The 22,109-nt window shown below is 55.5% G+C and carries 20 protein-coding genes; 13 read left to right on the top strand and 7 right to left on the bottom strand.

Annotated features, from left to right (window positions below):
- Window positions 1-24 precede the first annotated feature (24 nt).
- Both IE156_RS03690 and fdxA read right to left on the bottom strand, forming a co-directional pair.
- Window positions 25-1,248, bottom strand: a complete 1,224-nt coding sequence (locus tag IE156_RS03690; protein WP_189391106.1) for a polyhydroxyalkanoate depolymerase — start codon at window positions 1,246-1,248, stop codon at window positions 25-27.
- A 213-nt stretch (window positions 1,249-1,461) separates the two neighbouring features.
- Window positions 1,462-1,785: a ferredoxin FdxA gene (gene fdxA, locus IE156_RS03685; protein WP_153230656.1), complete on the bottom strand. Its 324-nt coding sequence runs from the start codon at window positions 1,783-1,785 to the stop codon at window positions 1,462-1,464.
- A gap of 240 nt (window positions 1,786-2,025) precedes the next feature.
- Between fdxA and pncB the strand changes: the two genes are divergently transcribed.
- Window positions 2,026-3,201, top strand: coding sequence for a nicotinate phosphoribosyltransferase (gene pncB, locus IE156_RS03680; protein WP_189391105.1), 1,176 nt, complete (start codon window positions 2,026-2,028; stop codon window positions 3,199-3,201).
- A 183-nt stretch (window positions 3,202-3,384) separates the two neighbouring features.
- Here pncB and IE156_RS03675 read toward each other — a convergent pair whose 3' ends face one another.
- On the bottom strand, window positions 3,385-3,903 hold the full coding sequence (locus IE156_RS03675; RefSeq protein ID WP_189391104.1) for a flavodoxin family protein: 519 nt from the start codon (window positions 3,901-3,903) through the stop codon (window positions 3,385-3,387).
- Between the two features lie 83 nt (window positions 3,904-3,986).
- Between IE156_RS03675 and IE156_RS03670 the strand changes: the two genes are divergently transcribed.
- The 4 genes from IE156_RS03670 (at window position 3,987) to accD (ending at window position 9,402) form a co-directional block, all read left to right on the top strand.
- The gene (locus IE156_RS03670) at window positions 3,987-6,281 is read left to right on the top strand and encodes a RelA/SpoT family protein (protein ID WP_189391103.1); all 2,295 of its coding nucleotides are present in this window, start codon (window positions 3,987-3,989) and stop codon (window positions 6,279-6,281) included.
- Between the two features lie 75 nt (window positions 6,282-6,356).
- The gene (trpB, locus tag IE156_RS03665; protein ID WP_189391102.1) at window positions 6,357-7,556 is read left to right on the top strand and encodes a tryptophan synthase subunit beta; all 1,200 of its coding nucleotides are present in this window, start codon (window positions 6,357-6,359) and stop codon (window positions 7,554-7,556) included.
- 16 nt (window positions 7,557-7,572) lie between these two features.
- Complete coding sequence (gene trpA, locus IE156_RS03660; RefSeq protein WP_189391101.1) at window positions 7,573-8,406, top strand: tryptophan synthase subunit alpha; 834 nt, start codon at window positions 7,573-7,575, stop codon at window positions 8,404-8,406.
- Between the two features lie 117 nt (window positions 8,407-8,523).
- The gene (gene accD / locus IE156_RS03655; RefSeq protein WP_189391100.1) at window positions 8,524-9,402 is read left to right on the top strand and encodes an acetyl-CoA carboxylase, carboxyltransferase subunit beta; all 879 of its coding nucleotides are present in this window, start codon (window positions 8,524-8,526) and stop codon (window positions 9,400-9,402) included.
- Between the two features lie 304 nt (window positions 9,403-9,706).
- Here the strand turns inward: accD and IE156_RS03650 are convergent, their stop codons facing one another.
- A complete protein-coding gene (locus IE156_RS03650; RefSeq protein WP_189391099.1) occupies window positions 9,707-12,988 on the bottom strand; it encodes an Rne/Rng family ribonuclease in 3,282 nt (1,093 codons plus the stop codon).
- 488 nt (window positions 12,989-13,476) lie between these two features.
- Between IE156_RS03650 and IE156_RS03645 the strand changes: the two genes are divergently transcribed.
- From IE156_RS03645 to msrQ, 4 genes are read left to right on the top strand one after another with little or no spacing between them, the layout of a single operon-like run.
- Window positions 13,477-14,439 carry an RluA family pseudouridine synthase gene (locus IE156_RS03645; RefSeq protein WP_373296481.1) on the top strand — a complete coding sequence of 321 codons (963 nt, stop codon included), beginning with the start codon at window positions 13,477-13,479 and terminating at the stop codon, window positions 14,437-14,439.
- A 2-nt stretch (window positions 14,440-14,441) separates the two neighbouring features.
- On the top strand, window positions 14,442-15,095 hold the full coding sequence (locus tag IE156_RS03640) for an HAD-IA family hydrolase (RefSeq protein ID WP_189391098.1): 654 nt from the start codon (window positions 14,442-14,444) through the stop codon (window positions 15,093-15,095).
- A gap of 58 nt (window positions 15,096-15,153) precedes the next feature.
- Window positions 15,154-16,107 carry a protein-methionine-sulfoxide reductase catalytic subunit MsrP gene (gene msrP, locus IE156_RS03635; RefSeq protein WP_189391097.1) on the top strand — a complete coding sequence of 318 codons (954 nt, stop codon included), beginning with the start codon at window positions 15,154-15,156 and terminating at the stop codon, window positions 16,105-16,107.
- Window positions 16,107-16,715, top strand: coding sequence for a protein-methionine-sulfoxide reductase heme-binding subunit MsrQ (gene msrQ / locus IE156_RS03630; protein ID WP_189391096.1), 609 nt, complete (start codon window positions 16,107-16,109; stop codon window positions 16,713-16,715). The genes msrP and msrQ overlap by 1 nt, the downstream gene beginning before the upstream one ends.
- Window positions 16,716-16,753: 38 nt before the next feature.
- Here the strand turns inward: msrQ and IE156_RS03625 are convergent, their stop codons facing one another.
- The 3 genes from IE156_RS03625 to IE156_RS03615 are packed head-to-tail and all read right to left on the bottom strand — an operon-like array spanning window position 16,754 to window position 18,897.
- Window positions 16,754-17,563 carry an N-acetylmuramoyl-L-alanine amidase gene (locus IE156_RS03625; RefSeq protein WP_189391095.1) on the bottom strand — a complete coding sequence of 270 codons (810 nt, stop codon included), beginning with the start codon at window positions 17,561-17,563 and terminating at the stop codon, window positions 16,754-16,756.
- A gap of 1 nt (window position 17,564) precedes the next feature.
- Window positions 17,565-18,287, bottom strand: coding sequence for an SAM-dependent methyltransferase (locus IE156_RS03620; protein ID WP_189391094.1), 723 nt, complete (start codon window positions 18,285-18,287; stop codon window positions 17,565-17,567).
- A gap of 13 nt (window positions 18,288-18,300) precedes the next feature.
- Entirely contained in the window at window positions 18,301-18,897 is a 597-nt protein-coding gene (locus IE156_RS03615) for a Maf family nucleotide pyrophosphatase (protein WP_189391093.1), read from the bottom strand.
- A 279-nt stretch (window positions 18,898-19,176) separates the two neighbouring features.
- Between IE156_RS03615 and IE156_RS03610 the strand changes: the two genes are divergently transcribed.
- From IE156_RS03610 to IE156_RS03595, 4 genes are all read left to right on the top strand, one after another.
- Window positions 19,177-19,698 (top strand): YceD family protein, encoded by a 522-nt coding sequence (locus IE156_RS03610; RefSeq protein ID WP_189391092.1) that lies wholly within the window; start codon window positions 19,177-19,179, stop codon window positions 19,696-19,698.
- Between the two features lie 74 nt (window positions 19,699-19,772).
- A complete protein-coding gene (rpmF, locus tag IE156_RS03605; RefSeq protein WP_003800968.1) occupies window positions 19,773-19,955 on the top strand; it encodes a 50S ribosomal protein L32 in 183 nt (60 codons plus the stop codon).
- 41 nt (window positions 19,956-19,996) lie between these two features.
- Window positions 19,997-21,085, top strand: coding sequence for a phosphate acyltransferase PlsX (plsX, locus tag IE156_RS03600; protein WP_189391091.1), 1,089 nt, complete (start codon window positions 19,997-19,999; stop codon window positions 21,083-21,085).
- 25 nt (window positions 21,086-21,110) lie between these two features.
- On the top strand, window positions 21,111-22,088 hold the full coding sequence (locus tag IE156_RS03595; RefSeq protein WP_189391090.1) for a beta-ketoacyl-ACP synthase III: 978 nt from the start codon (window positions 21,111-21,113) through the stop codon (window positions 22,086-22,088).
- Window positions 22,089-22,109: the final 21 nt, after the last annotated feature.

The raw sequence follows: 22,109 nt of genomic DNA, 5'->3' as shown, positions 1-22,109 counted from the left end.
CGTCAGAAGCGGCGAAAGCCAAAATCAGTTGTGCTGACGGATGAAGTCTTTGATTTTAGGACAGATCAGGGTGCGCCAACGGCTTCCGGAGAAAATCCCGTAATGACCACAGTTGGGCGCGGTGAATTCCTGCTTCAGTTCAGGCGCGATTTTTGCACACAGTCCTTGAGCCGAATGCGTCTGACCTTGACCAGAAATATCGTCCAGCTCGCCTTCAATCGTGAACAAGGCTACCCCATCAATATCTTGGGGGCGGACCTGTTCGCCATGGACATGCCACTGACCTTTAGGCAGGCGATGCTCCTGGAACACAATGCGGATAGTGTCCAGATAGAACTCGGCCGGCATATCCAGCACGGCATTGTATTCATCGTAGAAACGACGATGTGCCTGCGCGTCGTCGTCATCACCCTTGATCAAGTGCTGATAAAAATCGTAGTGCGAGCTGACATGGCGGTCCGGATTCATGGCTACAAAACCGGCGTGCTGCAAAAAGCCGGGATACACGCGACGGTGGGCACCAGGGTACTTGGTAGGCACGCGGTGAATCAGATTGTTTTCAAACCAGGAATAGGACTTGGTGGTGGCCAAACGGTTGACTTCGGTAGGAGACTGACGGGTATCGATAGGGCCACCCATCATGATCATGCTGCGCGGCATGACAGGTGAGCGGCGAGTCGCCATCAGCGAGACCGCTGCCAAAACCGGCACGGTGGGCTGACAGACCGACATCACATGGACATTCGAGCCCAGGGTCTGGATGAATTCCTGCACATACAGTACGTAATCATCCAGATGGAAGGGGCCTGCGGAGCGGGGCACCATGCGAGCATCAATCCAGTCCGTCACGTACACGGAGTGATCGGGCAGCAAGGTGCGGACAGTTTCGCGCAACAAAGTCGCGTGGTGTCCGGATAAGGGGGCGACCAGCAAGATGATGGGGTCCTGATCTGCTTTGGGGTGATCTCGCTCAAAGTGGATCAGCCTGCAGAAGGGTTTGCTCAGATGCACGGTCTCGCGCACGGGCACGGTTTGCCCGTCAATCTGGGTTTCGTTCAGGCCCCAAGCCGGCTTTTCGTACTCTTTGCCGATACGGTGGACCAGTTCAGAGGCCGCCGCCAGTTGGCGCGACAGGGGGGTATAGGCCAGTGGACTGTAGGGGTTGGAGAACCATTGAGAGCTGGTGCCGGTAAAGGCCGCCAGCGGAGCCAGAAAGGACCGCTGAAGTTCGTGCAGATCGTAAAGCATAGTGTGCGCCTTGGTGTTGCCTAATTTGATACAGAGAAATGCATATGCTTATTTCCTGTGGGAAACAATACGACGTTTGCAGTTTCTCTGGACTTGGGATTTTCCCTTGCTGCAGTGCGGCAAGTTTTTTTATCAAAAGGCGAGATTGGGCGCAAGAGTGGCTGAATAAGATTGCAGCCACCCGGCAAGGCTTGCACAGGGCGGGCTACGTGTTTAGCGCTCCAGGTACTGTAGTTTGTTCTCCACACCGTTCCAGTCGTCGGCATCTTCCAGCGGTTTTTTGGAGCGGTTGATGCTGCCAAAGATAGGGGTCAGTTCTGCGTTCAGCTCGATGAAGGGGACTTGATCCTGCGGGACGTCTTCTTCGGCAAAAATGGCATTGGCCGGGCATTCGGGAATACAGACGGCGCAATCGATGCATTCGTCCGGGTCAATCACCAGAAAGTTCGGGCCTTCACGAAAACAGTCAACGGGGCACACATCCACACAATCGGTGAATTTGCACTTGATACAGTTTTCGGTGACGACGTGGGTCATTTCAGTAACACTCCTGCGGTATCGCTAAGGCGTTTAGCCACGGCAAAAGGGCCGTGGGCGGGTGCGCGACAACGCACAGGGCCTGAACGATAAAAATGGGATTTAAATCGAATCTTACGATTTTAACGAATATTCAGCTTCTTGCTTATTGAGATGGCGCAATAGCTCTCTTGCTAGATAGCGGTTCGCAAGAACTGACGCGCGTGCTATGGTTGCGCAATCAAAATCGGTAGGTTTGCGATGATCATCACCTCTTTGCTTGATACGGATCTGTACAAGTTTTCCATGATGCAGGTTGTTTTGCATCATTTCCCCGCCGCGCATGTGGAGTATCGCTATAAATGCCGTACTGCCAACATCAATTTGAGCCAGTATCTGGACGAAATTCGGGCAGAAATCCATGCCTTGTGCCAGTTGCGTTTTTCAGACGAAGAACTGGATTATTTGCGTAGTCTACGCTTTATCAAAAGTGACTTCGTCGATTTCCTGGGGCTGTTCCATTTGCCCGAGCGCTGCATTCAAGTGCAGGCGGGCGATAAGCCTGGCGAAATCGAGATTTTGGTACAGGGCCCCTGGCTGCATACGATCTTGTTCGAGATTCCCGTGCTGGCCATTGTGAACGAGGTCTACTTCCGTAACGAACGTCCGCAACCACCGTGGACAGAAGGGCGCGAGCGCCTGCAGTCCAAAATGCGGCTGGTGGTGGATGACCCGGCCTTGAGCGATTTTCGGGTAGCTGATTACGGCACGCGCCGCCGTTTTTCCAAGCAGTGGCACGAAGAAGTGGTCACCACCATGATCGATCAGATGAAGCCGCATTTTGCAGGCACCAGCAATGTCTGGCTGGCCATGAAATATGGGGTAACGCCGTTGGGCACCATGGGCCATGAGTATCTGCAGGCGTGTCAGGCGCTGGGTCCCCGTTTACGGGATTCGCAGATTTTCGCTCTGGAGGTCTGGGCCAAAGAATACCGCGGTGACTTGGGTATTGCCTTGTCGGATGTCTATGGCATGGATGCCTTCCTGCGCGATTTCGATATGTACTTCTGCAAGCTGTTTGACGGCGCGCGTCACGATTCCGGTGATCCTTTCATCTGGGGTGAGCGTTTGCTGGCTCACTATCAGGCCAACCGTACCGACCCGCGCACCAAAACTTTGGTGTTCTCCGACGGCCTGACGATTCCTAAAGCGATTGAACTGGCTTTACGCTTTGCTGGTCGTTGCAAAGTGTCCTTTGGAATTGGCACCAATCTGACCAATGATCTGGGCCATGAGCCTTTGCAGATCGTCATGAAAATGGTGCGCTGTAATGGTCAGCCTGTGGCCAAAGTGTCGGATGCCCCGGAAAAGACCATGTGTGATGATCCGGCGTATCTGGCGTATTTGCGGCAGGTTTTCCAGTTACCGCCAGCGTAGATATTGGGTTCCCCTTTCTCGATTGCCTTGCTGGTTGAGGCAAATGGTAGTTGGGTGGGGGAGGTAAAGGCATCGTAGTCAGTGATGCCCGTGATTTCAGGCGGACGGCATCGTTTTAAAGCGATAAAGTCATAGAGCTAACAGTTTGAATCAAAGCTCTTTGCTTAATGCAAAGGGCTTTTTTTATAGACACAGCAAGGCAGCCAAATACCCACCGGCTTCCCGGGCCTGGGTAATTTGCTCTTCACTCAAAGTCTTGGGAGCCTGAATGGCCTCAGGCGTCTGGGCGTCGAAATTAAATATACGAGTAGGGGCGGCCAGTTCCAGCCGCCAGCCGGTACAAATCCGCTCCAGTTGTCGCAGGGCACCTTGCCCATCGCTGCCTGCGCTGATTAACCCGGCATAGGGGCGACCATTCAGCCGATCCAACACCTCGTAGTAAAGCCGATCCAGACACTCCTTCATGGCCCCACTTAAACTGCCCAGATTTTCGGGGGCGCAGAATAAGTAGGCCTGGGAATCGAGCAAATCCTGTACTTGCACCTGATCACAATGCAAGCGTTTGATAGAGACCTGGTCTGTCTCGCCCAGTTCCTTGAGCACCTCTAGTGCTTCTTCTTCGGCCTGCTCGGCCAATTGTCTGGCTGCACCAGTACGGGAGTGCCAAACGATCAGAAGCTGGCGGTATGTGTTCAGACTCATAAGCTCTTACTCACGGTGATAGACTAGCGTCTACAGTATAGAGAGCCACTTCCGCGCTGAGTGGCCACATCGACGTAAACCACATGAATCACACCGCTTCTCCCCCTATGGCCGAGTCGGCCTTCAATCCTCTATGGTTTGCGCAAGCCAGCCACGGACTGGATGAAGCAGGGCGTACGCTCTTGCAGGCCGCTGCCGATTGGGCAGGCCCCATTTTGCTTGATTTGACCGGGAGTACCGGCGAACCCTTGGACAGTCATTGCGCTCAGGTAGCGGTCATTCTGGCTGGCTTGGGGGTGGACGCTCAAACCCGTGCCAGCGCTTTATTGGCTGTGACCCCTGCACCCGGTCCGGAGGTCAAGCAGGACCCGGTTCAGAAAGCCTTTGGAACCGAGGTCATGACGCTAGTGCGCGGCTCGCGGGCCTTGTATCGCTTGGGCTCCATTACGGGGCAGGCTAAAGATCAAACAGGCGGGGGCGATCAAAAAGAAATGAAGCGCAAGATGCTGCTGGCGATGGCCGCAGATTTGCGTATTGTGATGATGCGACTGGCTTCGCGTTTGCAGTCCCTGCGCTGGTACAGACAGTCCAAGACCGTGTGCCCAGTGGAGTTTGCGCGGGAAACGCTGGAACTGTATACGCCGCTGGCTAACCGGCTGGGTATTTGGCAGGTCAAATGGGAAATGGAAGATCTGGCATTTCGCTTTCTGAATCCCGAGGTTTACAAAAATATCGCCAGCCAGTTGGAAGATAAGCGGGTTGAACGTGAAACCTTGATCAGTCAGGTGCGCGACCAGCTCTTGGCGGCGTTGAAGCGAGAAAATATTGTGGCCGAGGTCTCGGGCCGGCCCAAGCATATCTTCAGCATCTGGAACAAGATGCGGAACAAGCACCTGGATTTTGAGCAGCTGTTTGATCTGCGAGCCTTGCGCGTCATTGTCGATGACGAGCGAAGCTGCTATCACACGCTGGCCGTGGTGCATTCCTTGTGGACGCCGGTGCCCGAGGAATTTGATGACTATATCTCCCGGCCCAAGCCCAACGGCTACCGCTCCTTGCATACCGTGATCGCGGATGCGCAAGGGCGTTGTTATGAAATTCAGATCCGTACCCGTGATATGCACCAGTTTGCAGAATACGGGATGGCGGCACACTGGCGATATAAGGAAGCCGGGGCCCAGGGTGGCCAGCAAACCGCGGATGGCGAGGACGATAGGAAAATCGCCTGGATGCGCCAGTTGCTGGCCTGGGATCGTGAGGCCTCGACATCCAATGCGCCTGATCCTGGCCCGCAGCCGGAAAGCAGCAAGGATGCGGCCGTGGAGCCGGTCCTTGAAGCAAGCTCAAGTAAAAAACCAGTACCGTCTCGTCCTTTGAAGGCGCAGGATGACGAGCACATTTACGTATTGACCCCACAAGCTCGGGTGATCGAGCTGCCTGTGGGGGCGACGCCGGTGGATTTCGCCTATTACCTGCATACCGACTTGGGACACCGTTGCCGAGGCGCGCGGGTGGATGGGCACATGGTGCCCTTGTCCACCCGCTTGTTGACGGGGCAGACGGTAGAGATCGTGGCGGCCAAGTCTGGCGGCCCATCGCGAGACTGGCTCAACACACAGCTGGGTTTTCTTGCTAGCCCGCGTTCACGCTCTAAAGTGCGGGCCTGGTTCAATGCCATCGAATTGCAGCAACGCATCTCCCAAGGCCAGACCATGGTCGAAAAAGAGCTGCAAAGGCTGGGTCGCACAGCGGTCAATCTGGAGCAGATGGCACAGCAGCTGGGCTTTGCCAAGGCGGATGACTTGTATATCGCCGTTGCCAAAGACGAGTTCAGTCTGCGTCAGGTGGATGCCTTGTTCCGGGAGGATACCCAGGAAGAGGAACCCATCCAGCGCGTCTTTGATGCGGCCAGGGAGAGCGTTTCCAAAACTGGAAAAAGTGGCGTGCTGGTTGTGGGCGTGGATTCGCTGATGACGCAATTGGCCCGTTGCTGCCGTCCCGCACCGCCAGACCTGATTGCGGGTTTTGTAACGCGTGGCCGAGGAGTGTCGATCCACCGGGCCGATTGCAAGTCCTACCACGAGCTGGCCGAACGTCAGCCTGAAAGGGCTATTAGCGTGGATTGGGGCGATACGGGCGATACTCAATATCCGGTAGATCTGGCGATTGAAGCGCAAGAGCATCCCAACCTTCTGCGAGACCTGTCGGAAGTGTTTGCCCGCCTGCGTTTGAACGTGACCGGTATCAATACCTTGAGCCGACGTTCGCTGACACGCATGATATTTACGATTGAAGTGCGTGATGGCGAGCAAATTCAAAAGGCTTTGGCGGCCTTGAACGAGTTATCCGGCGTCAGTGCCCGCCGTTACGCGTCCTGAACTGCTAAAATCAGTAAACCTAAACCTCGCGGGCGTTGTGCCCGCGATTGTTCTTGTCAATCAAGAGAGCGAGCCTTGAAAACCTATACCTTGCCCGACCCGGATGGACATTTTGGTCAGTTTGGTGGTTCGTTTGTCGCTGAAACGCTGGTCCACGCCCTGGACGAGTTAAAAGCAGCCTACGAACACTATCGGAACGATCCTGAGTTCTTGCGCGAGTTCCATTACGAACTCAAGCATTTTGTCGGTCGTCCCAGCCCTGTGTACCATGCTCGTCGATGGTCGGAGCAACTAGGTGGAGCTCAAATCTGGTTCAAGCGCGAAGACCTTAATCACACAGGTGCGCACAAGATCAACAACTGTATTGGTCAGATTCTGCTGGCTCGCCGTATGGGCAAGCCGCGCATTATTGCTGAAACTGGTGCAGGCCAGCACGGCGTGGCAACGGCAACCGTCGCCGCCCGTTATGGCCTGGAGTGCGTAGTCTATATGGGCAGCGAGGACGTACGTCGTCAGGCCTCTAACGTGTATCGCATGAAGCTGCTGGGCGCGACAGTTGTGCCCGTGGAATCCGGTTCGCGCACCCTGAAAGATGCGTTGAACGAAGCCATGCGCGATTGGGTCACCAATATCAGCAATACCTTCTACATTATTGGTACGGTTGCTGGCCCTCATCCTTACCCGATGATGGTTCGCGATTTCCAGTGTGTGATCGGTGATGAGTGCGTAGAGCAGATGCCTCAGGACGCAGGCCGTCAGCCGGATTACGTGCTGGCATCAGTGGGCGGTGGTTCCAATGCCATGGGCATTTTCTACCCCTACATCGAGCACAAAGACGTAGAGCTGATCGGTGTGGAAGCGGCTGGACGTGGTCTGGATACGCTGGCGCACTCGGCCTCTCTGAACAAGGGCATGGTTGGCGTGCTGCACGGTAATCGCACGTATGTGCTGCAGGACGATGATGGCAATGTCATGCCTACGCACTCGGTGTCTGCAGGTCTGGATTACCCCGGCGTAGGCCCTGAGCACGCTTGGCTGAAAGACTGTGGCCGTGCGCAATATGCCACCTGCACCGATGAGGACGCCTTGAAGGCTTTTCATGATTGCTGCCGTATCGAAGGCATTATGCCGGCGCTGGAGTCTTCGCACGCACTGGCTCATGCCGCTCGTATCGCCCCGACTTTGCCCAAGGATAAAATCATCCTGGTCAGCTTGTCCGGTCGTGGCGACAAAGACATGCACACGGTCGCCGAATACGGCGGCTTGACTCTGTAAGCAATCGGGAACTGATATGTCGAGTAATGTGCGTCTGAAAAAGACGTTTGAAGGTTTGAACGGGCGCTGCGCCCTGGTGCCTTATATTACGGCTGGCGATCCTTCGGTGCCTGCGACCGTAGCCCTGATGCATGCTTTGCGTCAGGCCGGGGCGGATGTCATTGAATTAGGGGTGCCGTTTTCTGATCCTACTGCGGATGGTCCTGTGATTCAGCAAGCTGCTGAACGTGCCATTAGCCGTGGTGTGGGTTTGCGTAAAGTGCTGGAGATTGTGCAGCAGTTTCGTCTGATCGACGAAGAAACACCGGTGGTACTGATGGGCTACGCCAATCCGATCGAACGTATCGGTCAGGCCGAGTTCGCCGTGATGGCGGGCAAGGCTGGGGTGGACGGCGTGCTGACGGTGGATTATCCACCTGAAGAGTCTGAAGACTTTACCCGCATGCTGACCGAGCAGGGCGTGGATACCATTTTCCTGCTCTCACCCACCTCTACCGATGAGCGCATTGCCAAAGTGGCTGCTCTGGCTCAGGGCTATGTGTATTATGTGTCCCTGAAAGGGGTGACCGGTTCGGCTCAGATTGATGTGGCCGATGTGGAGCACCACTTGCAGCGCATTCGCAAGCACGTCAAAATTCCGGTCGGAGTGGGTTTCGGGATTCGCGATGCGCAAAGCGCCAAAGCCATCTCCCGTAGCGCTGATGCAGTTGTCATTGGTTCCAAGTTGATTCAGACCATGGAACAAGCGGTACTGGATAATGCGGGCAAGGAGCCCAAGGACGTTGATGCAGCTGCGGTTGTAGCTGCCAGCCAATGGCTCGCGCAGATACGTCAGGCATTGGATAATTAGCCTAAATACCTATTCCGCGTATAGAATCATCTGCCTGTTCCTTGAGAACAGGCGCTTTTTTTCAGAATAAAGAGGCTAGCGGGCCAGGTGCCGGCTAAGCGAAAACAGGATCTCACAATGAGCTGGATCGAGAAAATACTCCCGCCACGAATTAACCGCAACCCTGAAAGCAGCCGTCGCGTGCCCGAAGGGCTGTGGGTGAAATGTCCGTCGTGTGAGTCAGTGCTCTACAAGGAAGATCTCCAGGCAACATTGAATGTCTGCCCCAAGTGCAGCCATCATATGCGTATTGGTGCGCGCGGCCGGATCAAGTCCTTGCTGGATGCTGAAGGCCAGACCGAGATTGGTTCCAACACGCGTCCTATGGACCCTTTGAAGTTCCGTGATTCGCGCAAGTACACGGAGCGCGTTGCCGAGGCGGCCAAGCAAACCGGTGAAACTGAAGCCATGGTGGTCATGAGCGGCACGATTTTGTCTGTGCCTGCTGTGGTGGCTTGTTTCGAGTTTGAATACATGGCTGGTTCCATGGGTTCGGTGGTCGGCGAGCGTTTCACCCGTGGTGTGCAAGCGGCTATTGCCAATCGCAGTCCTTTTATCTGTGTGGCCGCTTCGGGTGGCGCACGCATGCAGGAAAGTCTGTTCTCTTTGATGCAAATGGCCAAGACCAACGCGATTTTGGCCGAGTTGGCCGAGGCGGGCTTGCCTTTCATCAGTATTCTTACTGACCCTACTATGGGTGGTGTATCGGCCAGTTTCGCCTTTATGGGCGATGTGGTGATTGCTGAGCCTAACGCTTTGATTGGCTTTGCCGGTCCTCGCGTGATCGAGCAGACGGTGCGTGAGAAGCTGCCTGAAGGTTTCCAGCGTGCGGAGTTCCTGCTGGAGAAGGGTGCCATTGATATGGTGGTTGATCGCCGTGAGTTGCAGCGTAAATTGGCGGAGCTGTTGGCTCTGTTGACTCGTCAACCTGCTGAGGCTGTGTCGCGCCATCCTTGATTTTGAAGGCTAGGTTGACTGAAGGAAAACGCCATCTGGGTTCAGGTGGCGTTTTTTTATTGTCTGCTGTTTTTGTGGGCTGCCAGGGGGAGGTTGGCTCTAGAAAAAAGAAACATCGGAGAGCGCAAAAACTGATTGCTGAGAAAGTATAAGAGAGGGGCTAGGAGGGGAGGCAAGTCAAGAGGTGGAGACAGAGGCAGCAGTAGGAGTGAAGGTGCAGGCGGAGAAGACTAATGACATCAGCAAATATCACAGGCATAAAAAAACGCCGCCCTTGATTAGGGCGGCGTTTTTGGTCTGATACTTACTGCGTTTCGACCTGTTGCATCGGCTCGTTGGCTTCAGCTTGAACTGCACGCTTGCGTGGGCGACCCAAACGGACTGGAGCCGCTTGGTAATCGTCCTGCACTGCCGAGCGAGCTGTTTCTACCAGTTCGATGCCAGCTGCGTTCAGCACGTCATCCAGAGGAATGGCGGCTGCTTGTGGAGCTTCGGCAGCAGGTGTCGATGTTTCCACTGCGGCTGCAGGAGCCTCTGTGACTTCTGCTACTGCGGCGGCTTCAACGGTAGTGTCTTCAACCGCTGCCTTAACGGCAGCTTGGGTTTCAGCGACTACGGCTGCAGCTTGAACAACTGGTTCAGCTTGCACGTTTGTAGCTTCTTCACGGACGGGCTCAGTAGCAGCGGTTGTTGTCACCTCTTCGGCAGCTGGAGCTTCCTGGGGGATTTCTGCTTCTGCAGCGGGTGCAGCAGCTTCTTCCTGGACAGGAGTTGCTTCAGAAGCAACGGACTCTGGCTGGGTGCTAGTGGTTTCTTCAGCTGCGCTGACTTCCGCTACTGGAGTTTCAACTGCAGGAGCTTCAACAACGGGGGCTTCAACAGCAACGGCTGTTTCTGTTGCGACCTGGGTTTGCACTTGTTCGGCAACAGGAGCAGCAGCGATGCTCGGCTCTTGGGCCGCGGTCGCTTCCTTAACTGCTGGTTCGGCTTGCAGTGCAGGAGCGCTTTCTTGGGCTACCACTGGAGCAGGAGCGGCTTCTGGGCTTTCCTGAACGGTCTGGGCGGCGACAGGAGCTGTCTCTTGAACTGCTGGTGCCTCTGCCGTTACCTGAGCGGGTGCGGGCTGTGCAGCAGCGGCTTGGGCAGCCTGCTCTTCCGCATTCAAGGCAGCGGGGTTGAAGCTAGGCGTTTCGTGAGCAACGTAGGCGCTTTGATTGCCTTCTTCGCTGTTCTCTTCGTTTTCTGCAACGGCGTTGGTGTCGGTGCTACGACGACCACGACGGCTGCGACGACGACGACGCTTGCGTTCTGGATCCAGTGCACCGTTTTCGTTACTTTCGTCCGAGTCGGCATCCAGGTTATCGCTGGTATCGGCGTTATCGGCATCTGCCAGCTGGTCAGCGCGGTTTTGCGCTTCTTGCTTGGTGGCAGAAATAGCAGCTACAGCGGCAACGCTGGCAACGGCAGCAGCCTGTTCGGACTGGGTGTCGGTGCTAGTGGCGTCTTTGTTCAACTCGACGTTTTCTGCACTGCCTTCTTCGCGACGTTGGCGGCCACGACCTCGACGATTGCGTGGGTTGCGGCTATTGCTGCTGCCTTCGTCTGTGGTAGCGGGTGCTGCGCTGGTGTTTTGTGGGGTTTCCAGAGCCGATTCGCTAGCGGCCGACGTGTTGCGACGACGACCACGTGTATTGCTGTTGCTGCTTTCAGCGCTGGCTTTTTCTTCCGGAGCGGCTTCTGCCGGGCGATTGGAAGGGCGACGGCCACGTCCACCTTGACCACGGCCATTGTTGGACTGGCCTGGACGACCTTGGCGACGACCCGACGCGGATTTGCTTGCGTCGGTTTTGGCTGCTTCGGCGGCAGGTTCGGCAGGTTTGCCGGACAACCAGTTCAGCAAGCGTGTGAGCAGGCCGGGCTTATTGTCGTTTGCGGCTGCACTGGCGGCTGCGGCAGCGGCAGGCTTGCTCATGGGAGCAGGCTGGGCAGGTGTGGTGCTCTTGACCAGGGCTTCTGGGCGAGGCTTGATCTCGTGGCTGCGGTGCGGCACCAGGCTGTCTTGCTGCTCAGGTTGCTGTACCAGTTCATAGCTGCTGCGCAGTTCGTCCAGACGAGGATCATCGTGACGCAGGCGCTCGATGATGTGGTGCGGGGTTTCCAGACTCTTGTTCGGAATCAGGATCAGGGCAATGTTCAGACGCGATTCAATCTTGGTGATGTCGGCGCGTTTTTCGTTCAGCAAGAAGGTGGCTACATCCACTGGCACTTGAGCGTGCAGGGCGGCTGTGCCTTCTTTCATAGCTTCTTCTTGCAGCAGACGCAAGACATGCAGGGCGCTGGATTCGGCATCGCGAATCACGCCGGTGCCTGTGCATCGTGGGCATGTAATGTGAGAGCCTTCGTTCAGGGCAGGGCGCAGGCGCTGACGGGATAATTCCATCAAACCAAAACGCGAAATCTTGCCCATTTGTACGCGGGCACGGTCCAGATGCAGGGCATCGCGCAGGCGTTGTTCGACAGCACGCTGATTCTTGCTGTCTTCCATATCGATGAAGTCGATAACAATCAGGCCGCCCAAGTCGCGCAAGCGCAACTGGCGGGCCACTTCGTCAGCGGCTTCCTGGTTAGTGCGCAGGGCGGTTTCTTCAATATCGGCACCCCGTGTGGAGCGGGCCGAGTTCACGTCGATGGCAACCAGGGCCTCGGTGTGGTCAATAACGACCGCACCGCCCGAAGGCAACTGAACGGTGCGTGAGTACGCGGTTTCAATCTGGTGTTCGATCTGAAAGCGCGAGAACAGGGGGATGTCATCGCGGTACATCTTTACGCGATGCAAGTTGTCGGGCATGACCACGCTCATGAAAGCGGCGGCCTGCTCATGAATCTCGTCCGTGTCTATCAGGATCTCGCCAATATCGGGCGAGAAGTAATCGCGGATAGCCCGGATAACCAGGCTGGATTCCAGATAAATCAGGATGGGAGCAGAGTTGTCGCGGGCTGCGCCATCAATGGCGGTCCACAACTGCATCAGGTAGTTCAAGTCCCACTGCAGTTCTTCGGCGCTGCGGCCGATGCCTGCGGTGCGGGCAATGATGCTCATGCCTTGAGGGATGTCCAACTGGTCCATCGCCTCGCGCAGTTCCTGACGATCTTCGCCCTCAACACGGCGCGATACGCCACCCCCGCGAGGGTTGTTGGGCATCAGAACCAGATAGCGGCCAGCCAGCGAGATAAAGGTGGTCAGGGCAGCGCCCTTGTTGCCACGCTCTTCTTTTTCAACCTGGATGATCAGTTCCTGACCTTCAACCAGGGCGTCCTGGATGCGGGCGGAACGAACATCAACCCCTTCTTTGAAGTAGCTGCGAGCTACCTCTTTAAAGGGCAGAAAGCCGTGACGTTCTTCGCCATAACTGACAAAGCAGGCTTCCAGGCCAGGTTCGATGCGGGTGATGACCCCTTTGTAAATGTTGCCTTTGCGCTGTTCGCGCCCGGCTGTTTCGATGTCGAGGTCAATGAGTTTTTGACCGTCAACAATGGCGACGCGTAGTTCTTCTTGATGCGTCGCATTGAACAACATGCGTTTCATGAGTGTGGATCTCCGTTGTCATGGAGCACCGAAATATCGGCGCACGACCGCGGGTCACAGGGTGTGTAGCGCTATAGCTGCATCAGCTTGGTGCAGGCAGGCAAAATGGCCTACCGGCTTATAGTCTGGGAGGCACGAGTCGCGCCAAAGCGCGAAGTTCAATCAGCAGGGGGGTCAGAGTCACGTTGTGTGTTTGACGAATATAAAATTGCTGGGGGAACGGCAGCTGCATAAATCATGCGGCTGGTGCAAAAGAGCGGGACAATCTGTGCAGGAATTCAGCGCGGCACGCGGGAGGAAAACATCTCTTGGAAAGCGGGCCTTCTTGCCACACGACTTTCGCTATTTCGGACTCACCCCGGCGACCTTATGACCCGGAAGCTGGAACTCAAGGATACAATTATCAGTCCTTGGTCATCCAACGGAGACGCACCCTTTGCATCTCTACGCTGGACCCAGTCTCAGCTTCCATAGGCTGAAGCGATTATATGCCCCTTTTTGTTATGTGCAAACCTCATGAATCACAAAGATCAGCCCCTCAAGTGCGAATACTGCGCATTGATGAAACGCGGGCGGGTCAGCGTATAGATAATTTTTTGTTACGCGAATGTAAAGGGGTGCCAAAAAGCCACATTTACAAAGCCATTCGCGGTGGACAGGTGCGAGTCAATAAAGGCCGCATCAGCAGTGATTACCGTCTTCAGGATGGCGATATGGTGCGGATTCCGCCCCTGCGCCTGCCCGAACCCGAGCAGCCTCGTCATGTGCCTGCTGCGGCGTTTCCTGTAGTGTTCGAGGACGAACACCTGTTGGTAATTGATAAACCAGCCGGTGTGGCGGTGCACGGTGGTAGCGGCGTATCTTTTGGGGTCATTGAGCAGTTGCGCGCTGCCCGGCCCGAGGAGCCATTCCTGGAATTGGCCCACCGCCTGGATCGGGATACCTCCGGTTTGTTGATTATTGCTAAACGTCGCGCAGCTCTAGTAGGCCTGCACGATATGTTTCGCGAAATCCGTGCTCGCAAATTTTATTGGGCGTTGGTGCAGGGTGACTGGGTCAATGACCGTCAGCACATTCGCTTCCCCTTGTTGCGCTGGTTAACGGAAAGTGGCGAGCGGCGCGTTAAGGTTGACCCGGCTGGCAAGGCTGCGCATACCATTATTACGATGCAGCGCCGCTTTGGTCGCTTCAGTCTGGTACAGGCAGAATTGAAAACAGGCCGTACTCACCAGATTCGGGTTCATTTAGCCCATTCGGGTTTCCCGATTGTGGGTGATGATAAATACGGCGATGACGCTATACGCGACCAATTTGCCCGTCAGGGTTTCAAGCGCATGTTCCTGCATTCGGGACGCCTGGAGTTCGATCACCCCGTTACCGGACAGCCCCTGGTTCTGGAAGCCGCATTGCCTGCTGCCTGCCAGAGCCTTCTTAATCGTTTGGAGAAGTAGTTATGGCGCGTTACGCCGCTGTGTTGTTTGATTGGGACGGCACAGTTATGGATTCTACGTATTCCATTGCCAGTTCTATTCAGTTGGCCAGTGCGGATCTGCAGTTGCCTGTGCCCTCGATTCAACAAGCCAGCTGGGTGATTGGTTTATCTCTGGAAAGTGCTTTGTATCGCGCTGTGCCGGATTTAACCGCCGAGCAGATGCCGCTATTTCTGGAGCGGTACCGCCATCACTTCATGTTGCGCGATCCGCATATCAAGCTGTTTGACGGTATTTTGCCTTTCATGGGTGAACTTCGTGGCCACCAGATTGCCTTAGGAGTAGCAACCGGTAAAAGCCGTCAGGGTTTGGATAGGGTGCTGGAGCAGGTCAATCTCAGTACTTTTTTTGACGCCACCCGTTGCGCGGATGAAACCCGCAGCAAGCCGGACCCAGAAATGCTGCATCAGTTACTGGCTGAATTGATGCTGGATCCCGAGCAGGTCTTGATGGTGGGCGACACCACTCACGATATTCATATGGCAAGCAATGCAGGCATGGATAGTGTGGCGGTCACGTACGGTGCGCATGATCCGCAAACGCTGGCTAAGGCTGAGCCAACCGTGATGGTGGATAATGTGGCGCAGATGCGCGATTGGGTTTTGACCCGTATTTAATAGCGGCAGGTGGCTTGCATCGCCTTCTTGCTCGCTGGTTTCAGGACAGGAGATGGAGATGTTTAAATCACGCTCGCAAGCCCCGCGCCCCTCTGAAATTACCGATGAATCGGTCTGGCGTGCGCGCCGTCGTTTGCTGCTGCATGCTCCAGGTGCCTTGGCCCTGGCCGCCGGCTTGCCCGGCCGGGCCCAGGCTGTGGCTGTGGGGCAGCCCTTGCAGGCCACGCCTTCCCAGCGTTGGAAATTGGACGATGCGCCTACTAGCGAGGCCGACATCATCTCCTACAATAATTTCTACGAATTTGGCACGGGTAAAGAAGATCCTGCCCGGAATTCCGGCGCCTTCAGGACTGAACCCTGGACTTTGCAGATTGATGGGTTGGTGCAAAAACCTTTGACCCTGGATATGGACCAGATTTTAAAGCTGGCCCCTCTGGAAGAGCGTGTTTATCGTCTGCGCTGTGTCGAGGCCTGGTCTATGGTGGTGCCCTGGGTGGGCTATTCCCTGTCAGCCTTGCTGAAACAAGCCGAGCCTTTAGGGCTGGCCCGCTTTGTGCGCTTTGAAACTGCTGCCGACCCGGAAACCATGCCCGGTTTGCGATCTCGCATTCTGGATTGGCCCTATGTGGAAGCGCTACGGCTGGATGAGGCCATGCATCCGCTGACACTGTTGGCGACGGGCTTGTATGGCAAAGCTTTGCCGACTCAAAACGGTGCGCCTGTGCGTTTGATCGTGCCGTGGAAATATGGCTTTAAATCTGCTAAATCCCTGGTTCGCATTACCTTGACGGACAGCATGCCCCAATCCAGCTGGATGCGGGTGGCGCCTCATGAATATGGTTTTTACGGCAATGTGAACCCGGAGGTGCCTCACCCGCGTTGGAGTCAGGCAACTGAGCGGGTGATTGGCTCGGGCTTTTTTGCGACCAAGAAGCCGACCTTGCCCTTTAATGGTTATGCCGATGATGTCGCCAGCTTATATGCGGGTATGGATTTAAGGCGCTACTACTAATGAATACCTGGAAGGCTGCGCAGTTAGATCGTTTTAAGCCTTTGGTGTTTTTGTTGGGCTTGTATCCGCTCGGGCGCTGGGTTTGGCTGGGGGTCAATAACGGCTTAAGTGCCAACCCCGTCGAGTTTTTGACCCGCTCCAGCGGTATTTGGGCCTTGGTGCTTTTGTTGGTGACCTTGGCGTTAAGTCCTTTACGGCGTCTGCTGGCCCAACCCGCTTTGGTACGTTGGCGGCGCATGTTGGGCTTGTTCACTTTTTTCTATGCGGCTTTGCATACCCTGGCTTGGGCTTGGTGGGATCGCTCGGGCAGTTGGTCTTCCATGTGGCAGGACATTGTCCAGCGGCCTTTAATAGCCATTGGTGTTGTTGCGCTGCTGATCTTATTGCTGCTGACGCTCACTTCTACGCATGGATGGCAAAGGCGATTGGGACGGGGGTGGAGCCGCTTACACCGTACGGTATATCTGGCAGCCGGTTTGTCTGTTCTGCATTTCTATCTGATACGTACAGGTAAAAATGATGTGCTGGAGGTCTATGTCTACGGGGCAGTCTTGCTGGTTTTATCGTTGCTGCGTCGCTGGCCGGCTCAGAATACGGATCGTCATTAAAAGGGTAATACGCGCGACGCCTATTACCCTTTTACGTATCAATCCAGACTTTGCAAAATAGCAGCCGTTTCAGCATCGAGCACGCCGTTATAGCGTGCCGGGCGATAGTGCATTTGGAAGGCGGCCAGGACATTTTGTGTGGCTTTATCGAAGGTGCCGCTATCCGGAGTCTCATAGCCCGCCTTGCGCAATAAGGCCTGTACCTGAGAGGCGGAGGGCAGGGGGCGCGTTGCGTACTGCGCTTGCAATGCGCGGGCTTGTGGTTCCTTGTACCAGCGGCCTATGCCAGCCTGGGCCAGGTCTTTCCAGGGAAAGTGTGGGCCTGGGTCTAGCTTGCGCTGAGGGGCCACATCGCTATGGCCAATAATATTGCGCGGCGATACGCCATGGCGCTGGGCGAGATCTTTCAGCAATACCTTAAGTGCTTCGATCTGTGCAGCGCTATACGGGGCCCAGCGGCCATCAGCCAAGCGACCCATATTGACGATTTCAATCCCGATCGAACCGGTGTTCAGGTCCGTGAAGCCGTACCAGGAGCCTATGCCTGCATGCCAGGCGCGGCGCTCTTCAGGGACCAGGCGGTAGACCGTTGGGCGGCGTTCATCGCTGACCAGGTAATGGGCGCTGACATCGCGTTGTGTTAGCACTTTCAGGGAGGTGGCGTGGTCGCCGGCGGTGTAGTGCATGACCAGATAGCGCACCCGGCTGTTTTGGCCCTGCGCGCTGTAACTGTCATCGAATTTGAAGGGGCCGCTGCTGCCGCAGGCGGCCAGTAGCGCTGTCAGGCTGAGGACGCCGATCTGAACGCCGCGTTTCAGGGCAGGGGTGACAAAAGAGAGAGGTTTCATCTTAACGGCCGGCCAGGAACAGGAAAATGCAGGGGGTCTTGTCCAGGGCGGGAGGCTGCCGTTCGCGCCATTGTTCAATTGTCGCCGTTTGGATTAGTTCTCGTGAGCCGGTCAGGTCGCGAGCCAGACAGAGCCGGGTGGTGGGCTTTAAAGCCTGCAGCAGCGTGCTGTACATGGCCTGATTGCGATAGGGGGTCTCGATCAGAATCTGCGTTTGTTTTAGTGTCTGAGATTGGCTTTCCCATTGTTTGAGCTGCTTGGCGCGGGCGCTGCCATCCACGGGCGCGTAGCCGTGAAACACGAACTGCTGGCCATCCAGGCCGCTGGCCATCAGGCTGAGCAAAATGGAAGAAGGGCCTACGTGTGGGCGTACCGGGATCTTCATCTCGTGGGCCATGGCGACAACCAGTGCGCCGGGGTCGGCTACTGCGGGGCAGCCTGCTTCGGAGACCAGGCCGATGGCCTGACCTTGCAGGGCGGGTTTCAGCCACTCTCGCATTTCACCGGGTTTGTTGCCGCGCTTATCCAGTGTATGAATCGTGATTTCCTGTAGGGGCACGACGGGTTCAATCAGCTTTAAAAAGGCTCGGGCTGTTTTGGCATTTTCGGCAATGAAGGTAGTCAGCTCGCGTGTCAGGGCCCGAACATCGGCGGGTAGCCAGCCGCTGACCGGGCTCTCACTTAAACCAACGGGAATCAGGTGCAAAGGGGCGGCTTGAGGCATGGGGTAATCAGTCCTAAACGGAAGGGGTCAGAAGGTTGGGGCGCAAAGGGTTCAGGCCAAAGTGGCGCAGCATAGTGCATAACTCGATCAGGGGCAGGCCAATAATGGCTGTTGGATCATCTGATCGCATGGACTCCATCAAAGCAATTCCCAGGCTTTCAGCTTTGGCACTGCCGGCGGTGTCGTAGGGCTTTTCCTGGAGCAGGTAGTGTTCAATTTCATCATCGCTCAGTGCGCGAAAACGACAATTGGTAACAATATCGCTGCACAGAAATTCCTGCCCATTTGTCACACACAAAGCGCTATGGAAATCGATGTTCTGGCCGCTTAAGAGTCGCAGTTGTTTCCGCGCGCTGGCGTGGTTGCCTGGCTTACCAATAGCGTCCTGGCCGGATGTGGCCACTTGATCGGAGCCAATGACTAGCGCGCCTGGGTTGAGCAGACTGATACGGGCTGCTTTTTCACGCGCCAGGCGCAGGCTGAGCTCGGCCGGAGCCTCTCCAGAACGTGGGGTTTCATCAATGTCAGGAGACTGACAGGTGAAAGGCAAGCCCAAACGCGCTAACATAGCGCGGCGATAGACTGAGCTTGATGCAAGGATGAGACGCATAGTATGTTTTAGCTGTGCTTTGGTTTGACTGTCTTGTGCTTAGCACGGTATTATCTAATGTTTTCTTCGTTATTGAAATGGTTGTGGGCTTACTTGGCGCTTTTGCGCTGCCGGGAGTTCGGGCTGCAATAACGAGGGGCAGGAAAAAAACAAGCGGTAAAGCACAAAGCAGCACCCAAGCGATACCACAGCAGTAAAACAAACAAGCTACACACTTAAGCAAAACAAATAAGTATCAAGATCACCGTAAAATCGTGGCTTGATGCATTGAACATACCCATGACGACACAGTATATCGACACCTTGAACCTTGCTCGTGCCCCTCAGAATATGGTGGGTCAGGTGCTGGTGGAAGATCTATCTCGTCTGGTATCCGATTTGCCCGATCAAGGCGATTTACGCATTGAGTGGAGCGTGTCGGGTCGGGAGGATTCTGCCCGACGTCGCTTTGTTCATGTGCAGGCCAAAGGTTGTGTCATTTTGGAATGCCAGCGCTGCGTTAAGCCCTTCGAGTGGCCCATCGATATTTCTAACGAAGTACAGATTGTGGCAAGCGAGGCTGAACTGGAGCTGGATGATGACGATACGGAAGGTCCTGATCGCATCTTGTGTGAAGGCCAGTTGGATGTCCTGGGACTGGTCGAGGATGAACTGATTCTTAGCGTGCCGTATGTGCCGCGCCATGAGGTTTGCCCCGACGCGCAGTCGTTGTCCATGGAAGCCAAGTCTGACGACCTGGATGAATCCGCTTTTGAGCGGCCGTCCCCGTTTGCTGTATTGGGTTCGCTCAAAAAGTCTTGATTGTTTGTTACTAATTCGTTAATTTTTTCGGGCCGCACCCATTTATTCGGGGTTGTCCATCTACAGGAGTCATCATGGCTGTTCAGCAGAATAAAAAGAGCCCGTCCCGGCGTAACATGCGTCGTTCGCACGACGCGCTTACTGGTCCTTCGACGGCTATCGAGCCTACGACTGGCGAATTGCACCTGCGTCACCACATCAGCCCCAACGGCATCTATCGTGGCCGTAAAGTGCTGAAAACAAAGAACGACGAGTAATAGTTTCTTTGTCGTTGCAAGCAACATAGGTTGCATGCTTGATGTCTAACAAAAAAATACGTATTGCCATCGATTGCATGGGCGGCGATATCGGTTTATCCGTCACTGTCCCTGCAGCGCTGCTTTTTGCCAAGCGCTATCCGGATGTGCACTGCTTATTGGTTGGCGAGCCTCAGGCCATCGAGCAAACATTGCGTGCGCAAGGTAATGTCGATACCTCTTGGTACGACATTCTTCCCGCATCCGAAGTTGTCACCATGGCCGATTCGGTCGAGGTGGCCCTGCGCCGCAAAAAAGACTCATCCATGCGAGTGGCTGCCCAGTCCGTCAAGGACGGGATAGCGGACGCCTGCATTTCTGCGGGTAATACTGGCGCATGGATGGCAATTTCGCGCTACGTACTCAAAACTCTGGATGGGATTGATCGCCCAGCCATTGCCACGTCTATTCCGAACCAAAAGGGCGGGGCCACGATCATGCTGGACCTGGGTGCTAATGTGGATTGCTCCGCAGAACACCTGTTGCAGTTCGCCATTATGGGCTCTGCGCTGGCCAGTATCGTGGATCGCCATGAGCGCCCCACTGTGGGTTTGCTCAATATTGGGGAAGAGGTCATCAAAGGCAACGAGGTCGTCAAAAAGGCGGCTGAGTTGTTGCGCTCCAGCGGACTGAATTTTTACGGCAACGTAGAAGGCGACGATATCTGCAAAGGTACCGTTAATGTCGTTGTGTGTGACGGTTTTGTGGGCAATGTGGTCCTTAAATCCATTGAAGGTCTGGCCAAGATGGTCGGCAGCATGCTGCGTGACGAATTTACCCGTGATCCTTTAAGCAAAGTATCTGCTTTGCTGGCTCGTCCTGTCTTGAATCGTTTCCGCGACAGGGTGGATAATCGTCGTCATAACGGTGCAGCTCTGTTGGGTTTACGCGGTATTGTTATCAAGAGTCATGGTTCTGCCGATGCCTACGCTTTCGGGTATGCTTTGCAGCGGGCCCGCGATGCGGTGCTCAATGGGCTGCTTAACGGTACCAGCCAGGCAGTCGAGCGCATCATGCAAAGTGTGAACTTGCAAGATGAGCAAAACGGCGAACCAGATACACGCCATACTTCAGAGCCCTCGTCCTCATAAGAACGGGCTTGATCGGGAACATAAAATGACGATATTTGCCAAGATTATCGGTACAGGCGGCTACCTGCCTCCTCGGATTGTGTCTAACGATGATCTAGCGCTTGAGCTGGCTCAAAAGGGTATCGAAACCTCCGATCAGTGGATTGTTGAGCGTACCGGTATTCATCAGCGTCATCTTGCCGATCCCGGTGTTCGCACCAGCCATTTGGCAACGCATGCTGCGCGTCAGGCGCTAGAAGATGCGGGCATTGCTGCCCAGGATCTGGACCTGATTGTGGTGGCGACCTCCACTCCCGATTATGTTTTCCCCAGCACGGCTTGTCTGGTACAGGCAGAGCTGGGTAACAAAGGCGCTGCCGCGTACGACGTACAAGCGGTTTGCAGCGGCTTTGTCTATGCACTGACTACCGCCGACGCCATGATCAAGGCCGGTCGCGCGCGTAATGCGCTGGTTATCGGTGCGGAAGTGTTTTCTAGCATCCTGGATTGGAACGACCGCTCCACCTGCGTCCTGTTTGGCGACGGTGCGGGCGCAGTGGTTTTGCAAGCCAGTGATGAACCCGGTATTTTGGCCGCCCAGCTCAATGCGGATGGCAGCCAAATGGGTATTTTGTGTGCGGCAGGCAATGTCTCGCACGGCCAGGTTGTGGGCGATCCCTTCCTGCGCATGGACGGTCAGGCTGTATTCAAGCTGGCTGTTACCTCTCTGGCCGCTTCGGCCCATCAAGTTTGTGAACAGGCTGGTATTGCTTTGTCCGATATCACGTGGCTGGTTCCACATCAGGCCAACGTTCGCATCATCAATTTTCTAGGTCGTAAGCTGGGTATCCCCTCCGAGAAGGTGGTTATCACGGTTGATCAACACGCCAACACCTCGGCAGCCAGTGTGCCTCTAGCCCTGAATGCGGCTCGTCGGGATGGTCGCATCCGTGCTGGTGATCTGGCACTGTTGCAAGGCGTGGGTGGCGGCTTTACCTGGGGTTCGGTACTGGTCCGCTGCTAGGTAGCGCGATTCGGATTACCG

The sequence above is a fragment of the Alcaligenes pakistanensis genome (assembly GCF_014652815.1).
Lineage (GTDB): Bacteria > Pseudomonadota > Gammaproteobacteria > Burkholderiales > Burkholderiaceae_B > Alcaligenes > Alcaligenes pakistanensis.
The sequence above is the reverse complement of the archived record's forward strand: the minus strand, read 5'-3'. Positions and strand labels throughout refer to the sequence as shown.